At 72.3% G+C, this 12,359-nt stretch carries 9 protein-coding genes; 3 read left to right on the forward strand and 6 right to left on the reverse strand.

What is annotated here, in order from left to right; all coding sequences use genetic code 11:
• Window positions 1-63: 63 nt before the first annotated feature.
• The 4 genes from mycP to eccB all read right to left on the reverse strand — a co-directional run bounded on the left by mycP (window position 64) and on the right by eccB (window position 3,878).
• Complete coding sequence (mycP, locus tag ACWD12_RS16900) at window positions 64-1,308, reverse strand: type VII secretion-associated serine protease mycosin (RefSeq protein ID WP_450100146.1); 1,245 nt, start codon at window positions 1,306-1,308, stop codon at window positions 64-66.
• A 121-nt stretch (window positions 1,309-1,429) separates the two neighbouring features.
• Window positions 1,430-1,720 carry a WXG100 family type VII secretion target gene (locus ACWD12_RS16905; protein WP_358353941.1) on the reverse strand — a complete coding sequence of 97 codons (291 nt, stop codon included), beginning with the start codon at window positions 1,718-1,720 and terminating at the stop codon, window positions 1,430-1,432.
• A gap of 133 nt (window positions 1,721-1,853) precedes the next feature.
• A complete protein-coding gene (locus ACWD12_RS16910; RefSeq protein WP_358353938.1) occupies window positions 1,854-2,165 on the reverse strand; it encodes a WXG100 family type VII secretion target in 312 nt (103 codons plus the stop codon).
• A gap of 210 nt (window positions 2,166-2,375) precedes the next feature.
• Window positions 2,376-3,878, reverse strand: a complete 1,503-nt coding sequence (gene eccB, locus ACWD12_RS16915) for a type VII secretion protein EccB (RefSeq protein ID WP_450100147.1) — start codon at window positions 3,876-3,878, stop codon at window positions 2,376-2,378.
• A 396-nt stretch (window positions 3,879-4,274) separates the two neighbouring features.
• Between eccB and eccE the strand changes: the two genes are divergently transcribed.
• The 3 genes from eccE (at window position 4,275) to ACWD12_RS16930 (ending at window position 10,053) form a co-directional block, all read left to right on the forward strand.
• On the forward strand, window positions 4,275-5,483 hold the full coding sequence (gene eccE / locus ACWD12_RS16920; protein ID WP_450100148.1) for a type VII secretion protein EccE: 1,209 nt from the start codon (window positions 4,275-4,277) through the stop codon (window positions 5,481-5,483).
• 5 nt (window positions 5,484-5,488) lie between these two features.
• Window positions 5,489-6,178: a hypothetical protein gene (locus ACWD12_RS16925; protein WP_450100259.1), complete on the forward strand. Its 690-nt coding sequence runs from the start codon at window positions 5,489-5,491 to the stop codon at window positions 6,176-6,178.
• Between the two features lie 158 nt (window positions 6,179-6,336).
• Complete coding sequence (locus ACWD12_RS16930) at window positions 6,337-10,053, forward strand: nucleotide-binding protein (RefSeq protein ID WP_450100149.1); 3,717 nt, start codon at window positions 6,337-6,339, stop codon at window positions 10,051-10,053.
• A gap of 118 nt (window positions 10,054-10,171) precedes the next feature.
• Here ACWD12_RS16930 and ACWD12_RS16935 read toward each other — a convergent pair whose 3' ends face one another.
• Both ACWD12_RS16935 and truB read right to left on the reverse strand, forming a co-directional pair.
• Window positions 10,172-11,119, reverse strand: a complete 948-nt coding sequence (locus ACWD12_RS16935) for a bifunctional riboflavin kinase/FAD synthetase (RefSeq protein ID WP_450100150.1) — start codon at window positions 11,117-11,119, stop codon at window positions 10,172-10,174.
• Window positions 11,120-11,310: 191 nt separating this feature from the next.
• Window positions 11,311-12,213, reverse strand: coding sequence for a tRNA pseudouridine(55) synthase TruB (truB, locus tag ACWD12_RS16940; RefSeq protein ID WP_450100151.1), 903 nt, complete (start codon window positions 12,211-12,213; stop codon window positions 11,311-11,313).
• Window positions 12,214-12,359: the final 146 nt, after the last annotated feature.

Raw genomic sequence — 12,359 nt, forward strand, 5'->3', positions numbered from 1 at the left:
CGGACTCCCCGGGCTGTGCGCGATTTCCGGCCTTCCCGCCGGTATCCCCCGGCGCCGCGCCGGTCAAGCGCGCGGGCGCCTCCGGGCGTCACGCAGCACCACGGCCCCGCTGACGAGCAGCAGTACGGCGGCCAGGCCGACGGCGGCAACCACGGTCCCGGTCCGCCGGTCGCGCTCCGCCCGCGTGGGACCGAAGGAGAGCGGTTCGACGTGCACCGGGGCGGCCTGCGGCGGCAGCATCGCGGTCTCGACCGGCTTCAGGCCGGGCTCCCCCACAAACGTCACGGCCTTGAGCGGGTCGACGACGCCCCATCCGCTGCCGTCCTTGCTGCCGGCCTGGCCACGTTGCGCGGTCTGCTCGATGACGGTGATGACCTGGCGTGCGCTCCAGTTGGGGTGGATGGAGCGCACCAGCGCGGCGACCGCGGACGCGTACGGCGCGGCGTACGACGTGCCGCTGCCGGAGCAGTGCCCGCCCTTGGGGACGGTCGACCAGATGTCGACCCCCGGGGCGAGCACGCCGACGTACGGCTTGTTCTGCGAGAACGCCGCGCGGTCGTTGTTGCGGTCGGACGCGCCCACCGCGAGCACGCCCTCGTACATGGCGGGGTACGTGTCGAGGTTGTCCTTGTCGCCGCGGTTTCCGGCGGCGGCGACCACGACCGCGTCCTGGATGTCGACGGCGTAGCGGATCGCCGCCTCCAGGCGCGGATCGGGTGCCTTTCCGTTCGGCCCGCTGGTCTCCTGGGAGATGTTGATGACCGTTGCGCCCTGGTCGGCGGCGTAGCGGATGGCGCTGATCAGCGTCTCGACGTTGCCCTTCTGGGCGTCGGTGCCGCCGTTCTGCCGGATGGGCAGGATCATGGCGTCGCGGGCGAGCCCGGTGAACTCGGTGTCGTCGCGGTGCCGTGCCGCGATGATGCCGGCCGCCATCGTGCCGTGGCTGTTCTCGTCGACCTTGCCGCCGGTGCCGGTCGCGAAGTCGTCCTGCCCCTTGTCGCTGAGTGCGGGCGCGAGTTGGGGATTGCCCGCGTCGACACCGGAGTCGATGACGGCGACCAGCACCCCTCGGCCGGTCGCCTTGGACCACAACTGGTCGAGCATCACCCGTTGGAGGGCCCACGGCTTGCCCTTGAGCGGGGGCGCGGGGAAGGTGCATTCGCCTTCGGCGGACAGGCGTATCTGCGCAGGCGGCGCAAGTTGCGCCGGGCCGGACGCGGCGTCGAACGCGGGGGCCGCGCACAGGGCACACAGCAGGGCGAAGGCGGCCGACAACGCACCGCCGCGGTGGCGCGGGACGGTGGGCACGGTGGGTGGAGTCCTCCGGTGAGCGGCGGGGCGGGCGGCGGGACGGAGGGACGGCCTTGCCGCCGCCCCTCCGCGTGGCGTTCACCTGTGCGGGCCGACCTGTCCGGGTCGGTCGCCGCGGTCAGCCCCACATCTTCGCGTTCGCGGACTCCGTCTGCTGGTAGACGTCCGCCGTCTGGGTCAGCGCGGTGGCGATCTGGTCGAGCAGCGCGCACAGCGCGGTCTGCGCCTCGGTCCACTTGGCCTGGCGGACCATGTAGTCGGAGTGGGCCTGGCCTTCCCAGCCTGCCGCGACCGCGTCGACCTGGCGCTTGAGCTCGTCGAGCCGCGACCTGACGTCGCCGTTGATGGTGCGGATCTGGCCCGCAGCCTCCTGAATGGTGGCAAAAGTTACGACGATGGGCGAACCCATGGTGACTCCCCGATTTTGTGAAGAACGAGAGCGCCGTGACGGCGAGAGGGCCGGGGCGGGCCCGGCCCGGGAGGACCCGAGAAGGCGTGCCGCGACAGCGACGTCGGCACCGCCTCTGGGCCTGACCGGCTGATCAGCCGAGCGCGGACGTGATCTGGCTGATCTGCACCTTGTTCGCTTCTTCGGTCTGCGCGTAGTTGACCGCGCCCTTGCCCATGAGCACGCCGATGTCGTCGAGCTGCTGGTTGAGCTGCGTCAGCAGGACGTTCACGCGGTCCTGAAGGGTGTCGAACGCCCGGAAGGCGTCGCCCTGCCAGCCCGCCTGCACGAAGTCCACGATCCCGTTGAACCGGGTGATCTGGCCCTGGATCGCGGCCTGTTCGCTGTCGATCTTCTTGGCCAGCGCGTCGAGTTGCTCGGTAGTCGCCTTGAAAGAACCTGCCATGATCCACCATCCCCCATGAGTGACCGTTGGTGCGCCGACTCTAACGGTTGTTTGCCGCGCCTCCCAAGCAGCGCCATGCCCCTGGTTACTCAAGCTTTACGTCGATCTTGCCCGACTCCCCTTGCGCAATAGGCGCGTCATGACTCGTGGAAATCCGACACGCGATCTCCCCGCGCGCAAAAGCTGACGGCCCATCAATTCCGTTACTACTCAAGAGGTTTGCGGATTCCTCGCGGCATCGACGCTGAGCGGCACACTCACCGGCATCAGTCCCGTCCAGGACCGCGGCACCGGCGTCGGCTCAACTCCCTTGTATCCCAAGCGAATCTTCGCCTCGCTGTCCGCGCCCGGCGCCGGCGCGACACCGCCTTCCTTCGGTGGATCGTTCACGATCTGGTGGCGCAGTCCGGCGTCGGTGACCAGGAAGACGATGCCGGTCTTGTCGTCGGCACGGCCCGTCACCTCGCGGACCAGCGCACCGGCCCCGGGCTCGACGTACACCCCGCCCATGCCCTCCACCAGGCGCTCGGGCAACGCGGTCCAGGCCGACTGCTGAGTCTGCGCCATGCCGCCGCTGTAGTTCCCGGTGTACGTGTTGCACAGCGTCGTGCGGCCCTTGTCCACGAGCAGGTCGACCCGGTTCACCGTCTGGGGTAACTGGGTCGGCCAGCCCTTCTCGTCGGCGTACGGCGTGCCCTGGCTGATCGTCGTCCCCAACACGCTGACCGCCACCGGGAACGCCTGCGGACTCCGGTCCTTGTACACCTTCTCATCGGCGTCCGGCCGGTTCGCCATCAGCTCGGCGACCAGGGGGCTGACCGGCAGCACCGCGTCCTTGCCCACCACGTAGTACTGGCCGTTGCTTTCGGCCCGCAGCACCGTGCCGACCGTGCGGAACTGCTCGGGGATGTCGACGGTCGCCGGGGTCCCGTAGCCGGGGATCGTGGGGAAGTCGATGTCCTGGCCGGGCTCCAGAGTGTCCAGCCACTCCTTGCTCACCCGCTGGGGCCGCACCGCGTCCAACGCCAGGACGGTGCGCACCGGCTTGCTCGCGATCTTGTACGCGCGCCCGTTCTGCACCAGGAACAACGGGGCCTTGTCCGCGTCCACCGCCTTGTCCTCGTACTGCTGCACGAACAGCGCCTCCGCACCCTGCAGGAGGCCGAACTCCGGTGCGGCGCCGATGAACAAGCTGCGCTGCGGCTTCGCGCCGATGTCGTTCTTGCCGTCGGCGGCCACCACCGGACGCTCGCACACCGTCCAGGTCTTCGGCCGCCGTACCTCCTTCGCCGACGGAAGGCGGTCCGGTGCCTCGGGGATGCCGAGCGGCGCGCCGTGGTCGACGCTGTTGAGGGCCTTCTCCGGCACCAGGTTGACCTTGAACTTGCCGGGATCGAGCAGGAGCCGGCCCGAGGCGATGTTGAGAACCGGGTGCAACTTCCCTTCCAGATAGACGTATCGGCTCGCCGAATCACGCCCCACTATCAGGCTGCCCTTGTTCTTCCAGCCCGGCGGAACACCCGGCCTGATGAGCCCGTACACCCCGAACGCGGTGAGGATGAGCGCACCCACGATGATTCCCGGCAGGACGGCGCGGAACGGCCGCGGCGCCTTCTCCTCGGAACCGTTCGCCTGCACAGGCTGCAGAAACCCGGCCACCAGGCGTCGGCGCGCGAAGTTGTACGCATCCAACTGCTCACGGCGCGATGCCATCGTTCTCCCCGTTTCGACGATTGGCGTGCGGCAGCGTACTCAACCATGCGGTCGGCGCGCCACGCATCCTCGCCGCCGACGACGGCGACACTTGCGCGCATCGCCGTGGACCCGCAGACCCATAGGCCGCTGCCCCGCGGCCCCGCCGACGCCACGAAGTTCCGGACCCGGCAACGCGGGTGGCGCCGCGGACTTCCGCGCGACGCGGGTGCGCCCGTACCGTACGGTGTTCCGCACCGGACGCGTTGGTCCATCGCCGCGCCGTTGTACTCAGGGGGATGTACCAAGGTGGCTGTTTCCGCACCTCCGCATTCGCGCCAAAGGACGGCGCCCGCACGGCGGTCCGCGCCGGCATCCGGCGCCGCGGGAACCGCGCGGGGAACCGCGACTCCACACGTGCAGGCGCGCCCCGGACGTATGGGCGCGGTCCTCGTCCAGCAACTGGTGGCCGTCGAACTCGCGTTGCTGTTGGTCGCGTTGCCGCTCGCCACGGACAAGAGCCTGGTGGTCCCGGGCGGCATCGCGGCGGCGCTCCTGCTCGCCAGCGTCCTCCCGCGCTACCGTGGCCGCAGGATCGCTTTATGGCCCGGGATCCTGCTCGGCTTCCGCAACCGCCGCAGAGCACGGCCGAACACCCCGGCACCGCAACGCGCGCAGCACAGCGCCACCGAGCCGGACCTGTCACCCGTACGCGAGTGCCTGCCCGGCCTTGCGTTCACCTCGGCCACCGACCGCACGCGGCGGCCGGTCGGCATGGCGGGCGACGGCACGTTCCTGACCGCCGTGATGCTCGTCGAGGCCCCGGACGAACCGCTGCGCCCCCGCCGCACGCGGCGTCCGCTGCCGCTGGCCGCCGTCGCCGAGGCGCTGCGGATCGACGATGTGGCGCTGGCGTCCGCGCAGATCGTGCAGCTCACCCAGCCGGCGCCCGCACCGCACCTGCCGGCGCAGGCGCTCGCGTCCCGCTCGTACACCGAACTGCGCGACCGCGAGAACCTGGACGTGCCGGCGGTTCGCCAGACCTGGATCGCCCTGCGCCTGGTCCCGGAGCAGTGCGCGACCGCCGTGGCCGCGCGCGGCGGCGGACTCGAAGGCGCCCAGCGCACCCTGCTGCGCGCGGTCAACCAACTGAGCGCGACACTCGGCCAGTCCGGCCTCGACTGCCGCGTCCTCGACGAACAGGCCTTGGTGCAGGCTCTGTTCGCCGCCTGCGGTGCCAATCCCGCGGTACGCCGCACGGGGCGCGGCGGAACCAGGACCACCGAGACACGGCACGCATGGCGCTGCGACGACCGGTGGCACACGACGTACTGGATCTCCCGGTGGCCGCGGCTGTCCCCCGGTGGGACGCCGGACCTGGTCGGCGCGCTCACCGGCACGCCCGGGCTGGCCACCACCTTCTCCCTGACCGCCCAGCAGGGCGGCGGCGGTTCGGTGGGACTCACCGGCCACTTGCGCGTCTCGGCCCGTTCCGCCGACGAACTGGACCGGGCCGCACAACGCCTGGAGGCACGTGCCCGGTCGCTGCGCGTGGGACTCGTACGACTCGACTGGGAACAGCAGCCGGGCCTGGTCGCCACTCTTCCGCTGGGAGGGCACGCGTGATCGGGATGCTGCGGGCTGCCGGGCCTCGCGTCGAACGACACGCTCTGACGGTGGAGGAACTGGGCGCGCTGACGCTGCCGGTGAGCGACGACGGCATCGTCGTGGGCGTCGACCAGGAGCGCACACCGGCTGTTCTCGGGTTGTTCCGCCCTGAACCCTACGAAATCTCCTTCGTCGGCGGCGCCTACCTGATCCAGGTGATCGCCCTGCGCGCCGCCGCGCTCGGCGCGCGCGTCGCCATCGAGTCCGGCCGCCCGCACCTGTGGTCGCCGATGGCGCAGCAGGCGGGTGGCGGCCAACAGTGCATCACCGTCCACCCGGTCGGCCGGCTCGGGCCACAGGGGCCCTCGGCTTCGAGTCCCGTCCTGGTCGTCCGCGACTGCGGCGCCCGCCCGCCGCGCAACCGCCTGGCGGCGACGCCCTGGCAGACGACGCTCACCCTGCTGCCCTTCCTCGACCCCCGTCTCGCGGGCCGCCTTGCCGACGCCGACCTGGTCGGACTCCAGCGGGTGTCCCCGGTCGAGGCCGACTCGGCGGCCCGCGCACTCCAGCTCTCCGAGCCGGACGGCGCCGCGCTGCCGTCCCTCGCCGACGAGTTGACGCTGTGGTGCACGGGGCGCACACGGAGGTACGTCCTGCTCACCCCGACCCAGGCGGAGATCACGTTTTTGGGCCCGCCCAGGCGCCTGGACTGAGGGATCTCCCGCGCTCGGCGGCCGACCGGGGACGCCGCGCCCCAGGTTGAATAGTCTGGGGCTCCCCGCGACCGAAAACGGGGACATGGCCCGGAACGCCGGAGGCGGGACCTCGGGGCACGGCCCCGACGTCCTCCGGATGATCGGAAGGACCAGCGGTGAGCAGCGAGCAGGACGGCAGGCACGTCGAGACCCCGGCGGACGAGGAAGAGGAATGGTCGGGCCCTGACTTCACCATGCCCTCGTGGTATGGACAGTCCTCCGGGCGCGCTTCCGCGGGGGCGATGCCCGCACCGAGCGGCGAGCCCTTGCGGGGGCCGGCACCGTACGTGCACCCGGTCGCGCCCGACGAGGTGACGGAACGTCAGGATTCGGACACCGAGCGCCGCGTGGGGAACGACGCGTCTCCCGCGCCGCTCAGCTGGACTCCTCCGGGGGCCGCGGCTCCCGCGGGGGGAGCCGCGCCCGCCGGGCACACCGCGGGCTCGGGGCACCGGGAAGAACCGGGAAGCTCCTTCGGGTACCAGCCCGGGCCGCACGAACCGCACACGCCCGCGGCAGGCGGCTACCCGCCGGACCCGCGCTCCGAAAACCCCGGCGATTCCGGCCACTCCGGCGACTCCAGCGGCGCCGGCGGATCCAGTGGCTCCAGTGGCCTCGGAAACCAGGACCCGACGCGGCTTCTCCCGCGCATAACGGATGACATGCCCCCGCCCGCCGGATACCAGGGCGGACCGCTGCCGCCCGGCGTGCCGCCGCGCCCGACGACGCCGCCGAGCATCCCGCCGCAGCAACCCGCGGCACCTTCGTGGACGCCGCCGGGGCAGGGCGCCGGCGGGCAGGGCGGCGCCTGGCACCACCCGGGTACGGCCCCCGCCTCCGCACCGGATCCCGCGTACGGACAGCAGCAGTCGCAGGCGCCGCAGTACGAGTCGCCGTACGGCCGCCACGACTGGCAGCAGCAGGCGCCGGGCACGTACGTCCCGCAGGCGCCGCAGGAAGCCGCGGGGCACCCGTACGGGCAGCAGACGCCGTACGACGCGTACGGCCAGCCCTCCCCCGTCTACTCGCCGCGCCCCGACCTGTCCGCGTTCCCGCCGCCGCAACCACATGTCGCCGCGGAAGCCGCGTCGCAGCCGAACGCAGAGGAGCCCGCCGCCGATTTGCCGTGGTCGGGCAACTGGGCGGGTGACGCGGGCGAATCTGCTGTCGCTCACGAGGATGAACCGGAGGCACAGCCCGCGGGCGGTTCCGTGCCGGAGGCTCCGTCGGCCGACGGGCAGCGGGACGAGCCGCAAAGCCACGGTGTGAGCTTGGACCGCGCGCCCACGCCCGACGCGACGGACGTCAACCCGCGCGCCGCGGTCGAGTCCACGGAGGAGGACCGGGAGGACCGGGAGGACCAAGAAGACCTGGAGGACACTCCGACCCCCGAGGACTCGGACGCCGAGGCGGATGCGCCGGACTCCGCGGACGCGCAAGCGGACGACCTGGGCGACGACGTACGCGACGTCCCCGAGGCTGTCGCGGACCAGAACACCGGCTCCGACAGCGACGCAGGCCCCGAACCGGAGCCGACCACCGGCGATTCCCCGGACGAGGACGCGGAGGTGTCCGCGGCCGCACACGACGTCGACAACGACAGTGCCGCGGAGCCCGGTTCATCAGCCGGTTCGTCGCCTGCTTCATCGCCCGGTTCGAGCCCCGGTGCGCCCGCGTGGAGCCCGCCCGCGCCCGGCAGCACCCCCGGACAGCAGGCGCCCGGACCCCAGTTCGCGCCCGGGCCTCCCGGCCCGGACAGCGGGGTCCCCGGCGGCTACCCCCAGCAGTACGCGCAACCGGCTGCCGCCGCAGCTCAGTTCACGCCGCAGCCGGGCGCGTACATCCCGCCGCAAGGCCACGGAGGCTCGGCACCCGGCGCTCCGCAGTACGGACAGCCTCCCTTCCCCGCGCAGCAGACACAGCAGCAAGCACACGGACCGAACCCGCAGCCCGGCCCGTACGGACCGGCCGCCCCGGCACACGGCCACGTGCAGGGTCCGCCCCAGGGCCAGGCACCAAGTCCGGGTCCGGAGGGGTACTCCGTTCCGCAGACCCCCGGGACCGTCCCGCCCGCGGGGTACGCGCAGCCGCCCGGACAACCCCAGCAGCCCGTCTATCCGCAGAACCCCGGGTACCCGCAAGGCGCGTACGCCCAGAACGCGCCGCATCCACAAGGCGTTCAGGGGGAGCCCCCGCGCGGGGAATCCGGTCCCGGAGGCGCATGGCAGGCACCGGGCCAAGGCACGCCTGGTCCCGTGCCTCCCCCTGGTGACAGCTCAGGGCCCGGTGCGCCTCATCAGGGGTACCCGACGCAGGGGGACGCCGAGGCGTCGCCCTACGGCCAAGCCCCGCTCGCCCCGCCGCAGGGCCCCCCGCTGTTCCAGCAACCCGTCCAACCCGGCCAGCCCAGCCAACCGGGTCAACCGGGCCAATCCGCCGAACCCGGCCCGCAAGCCCCCCAAGCCCAGCAACCCCAACACGGCCAACACCCTCAACAGCCCCCGCAAACTCAGCAGGCCCAGCAAGGCCCACCCGCCAACTCCGCGTGGGGCCCCGACACTTCGTCCGGCCCCCAGCGCTCCGTCGGGGGAGCCCCGCTCGGCTACACCGCTGCCGTGGAGCTGAGTTCCGACCGTCTGCTCCGCCGCCAGCCGCAGGCGAAGCGCACCGGGTCGCGGTTCCGGATCGGCGGCCGGGCCGCCGAGGCGGCGCGGGCGGAACGGCTCGCCCGCATCCGTACCCCCGTCCTGAACGGCTATCGCATCGCCGTCATCAGCCTCAAGGGCGGCGTCGGCAAGACCACGACCACCACCGCGCTCGGCGCGACCCTCGCCACCGAGCGCCAGGACCGGGTGATCGCGATCGACGCCAACCCGGACGCCGGCACCCTCGGCCGCCGGGTACGTCGCGAGACCGGCGCGACGATCCGCGACCTGGTGACCGCGCTGCCGCGCCTGCACAGCTACATGGACATACGCCGCTTCACGTCGCAGGCGCCCAGCGGCCTCGAGATCCTGGCCAACGACGTCGACCCGGCGGTCTCCACGACGTTCGACGACGCCGACTACCGCGCGGTGATCGACGTACTGGGCAAGCAGTACCCGATCATCCTGACCGACTCCGGGACCGGCCTCCTCTACAGCGCGATGCGCGGAGTCCTGGACCTGGCCCACCAGTTGATCGTCATCAGCACGCCCAGTGTGGACGGGGCGACCAGCGCGAGCACCACACTCGACTGGCTGGTGGCGCACGGCTATGCGGACCTCGTCGCGCGCAGCATCACCGTCATCTCCGGGGTGCGCGAGAGCGGCAGGGTCGTCAAGACCGAGGACATAGTCGCGCACTTCGAGACGCGCTGCCGCGCGGTCCTCGTTGTCCCGTTCGACGAACACCTCTCCGCGGGCGCGGAGTTGGACCTCGACCTCATGCGGCCGAAGACACGCGAAGCGTACTTCGAGCTCGCGGCCCTGGTCGCCGAGGACTTCGGCCGTACCGCGCCGACCGACGAACCGTGGCAGCAGAACGCGTGGGCTCCGGCGCAGCAGCAGTACGCCGCGCAGGGGCAGCCGTGGCCGCAACAGCCCTACCAGGCGGCCCCCCAGCAGCCCGCGCCGCAGCAGCAGCCGTACCAGCAACAGCCTTACCCCCAACCGCAGTCGCAGCCAGGGCAGCAGCCTGAGCAGCATCCCGGGCAGCCGCAGTACGGGCAGCCCTACCCGTCCCCTCAGCAGCCGCACGCCGGCCAGCCCTGGCCGCAGCAGCAGGACGGCCCGCCGCCGCAGTACCAGCAACCGCCGCAGCAGCAACCGCCGCAGCCTCCGCAGCAAGGCTGAGAGGGCGGGCGTACGACGAAGGGCTCCCACCGAATCCGGTGGGAGCCCTTCGTCGTCGTTTGTGCGGGCGGCAACGCCCGGGCCCGGACGCGGACCGTGCGTCCTGGTGGTGGCGGCCTCAGGCGGCCGCGGCGTCGTAGGCGTCCACGAGGTCGCGCGCTCGCTTCACGTCGTGGGCCATCCGCTCGAGCAGCGCCTCGATCGAGTCGAACTTCTCCATGCCGCGCAGCCAAGCCAGGAACTCGACGCTGACGTGCACGCCGTACAGGTCGAGGTCGGTGCGGTCCAGCGCGTACGCCTCGACCCGGCGCTCCGTGCCGTCGAACGTCGGGTTGCTGCCGACCGAGATCGCCGCGGGCAGCCGCTCGTCGTCGACGACGAGCCACCCCGCGTACACTCCGTCGCCGGGGATCGCGGTGTAGGGCAGAGTCTCCAGATTGGCCGTGGGATAGCCGAGTTCGCGTCCGCGCTGGTCGCCACGCACGACGACGCCCTCGACGCGGTGCGGGCGGCCGAGGACCACGCGGGCGCCGTCCACATCGCCGTCGGCGACGAGGCCGCGCACGACGGTCGAGGAGAACACCGTGTCGCCGTCGGTGAACAGCTCAGGCTCGACGACGGTGAAGTCGTACTGCTCGCCCAGCCGTTCGAGCAGCTCGACGTTCCCGGTGGCCTTGTGGCCGAAGCGGAAGTTGGCGCCCTCGACGACGACCCGGGCGTGCAGCGCGTCGACGAGCACCTGCCGCACGAAGTCGGCCGCGTCCAGGCGCGAGAACTCCAGCGTGAAGGGCAGGATAAGCACCGCGTCGACACCGAGGTCGGCCATCAGCCGGGCCCGCCGGTGGTGCGGCGTGAGCAGCGGCGGGTGGCTGCCGGGGCGGACCACCTCGCTCGGATGCGGGTCGAAGGTGACCACGACCGAGGGGAGTCCGCGCTCGCGGGCGATCTCCACGGCCTGGCCGATCACGCGCTGGTGCCCTCGGTGCACACCGTCGTAGGACCCGATGGTGACAACGGAACGCCCCCAGTCGGATGGGACGTCCTCCAAGCCACGCCAGCGCTGCACCTGACCGCTCCTCGTTCCTGTGACGGTTCCTGCGACCGTACCTGTGGCGGTTGCCCCGGGACTTGCCGCCCGCGGATTCCGGTGAGGGATTCCCGCGGCACTGGGGACCGCCACAGGACCAAGCCTGCCATGCGCCGCCCGCCGCGCTTGATCGGGCCCGGACTCCCGCGGGTCGCCGGGGCGGGGCCGGTTCAGCCGACGAACACCGCGATGGGCTTGGCCTGCCCCTGCGCCTCCTCCACAAGGGCCAGGAAGGCCCCGTCGGGGTCGAAGACGGCGACGGGCCCGGCAGCGGCTCCCTCGGCCTTCAGACGGCCGCCGTGGGCCACCAGGCGGGCTTCGTCGGCGGTCACGTCGCGGCGCGGGAAGGCCGCGGCCGCGGCGTCCGCGATGGGCAGGACGGAGAAGGACTCCTCCAACTGCTCCAGCGTGCGCGCGCCCTCGATCGGGTACGGCCCGACCGCGGTGCGGCGCAGCATCGTGAGGTGGCCGCCCACGCCCAGGTGCGTGCCCAGGTCGCGGGCCAGCGCGCGGATGTACGTGCCGGACGAGCAGGTGACGGTGACGTCGAGATCGACCACGTCCGCGTCGCGGCGCATGTCGTGCACGTCGAACCGGGACACGGTCACCGGCCGCGCCGCGAGCTCAACCTCCTCGCCCTCGCGGACGCGCGCGTACGACCGCTTGCCGTCGACCTTGATGGCCGAGACCTTCGACGGAACCTGCATGATGGCGCCGGTCAACCCGGCGATGCCCGCGTCGACGGCCTCGCGGGTCACCTCGCCCGCGGGCGTGGTCGCGGTGACCTCGCCCTCGGCGTCGTCGGTGACGGTGGCCTGGCCGAGGCGGATCGTCGCCTCGTACGTCTTCTCGGTCAGGGCGAGGTGGCCGAGCAGGCGGGTGGCCTTCTCGATGCCGATAACCAGGACCCCGGTGGCCATCGGGTCGAGGGTTCCGGCGTGGCCGACCCGTCGCGTACCGGCGATGCGGCGCATGCGGCCGACGACGTCGTGCGAGGTGAGTCCCGCGGGTTTGTCGACGATGACGAGGCCGTCGGGGGGCGGGGGTCCGGCGTTGCGGCGTGGCTTGCTCATGGTGGGTTTCCGGGCCGGCTTTCTGCGGAGCGTTCGGCTTCGGCGTCCCGGTGGCCGGGCGTCCGACGGCCGACTGTCAACGAGGGTCAGGAGGTCAGAGCGTCGTGTGGGCTGACAGGCAAGAGGTCAGGGTCGGACGGGTCCGG

The sequence above is a fragment of the Streptodolium elevatio genome (genome assembly GCF_053592165.1).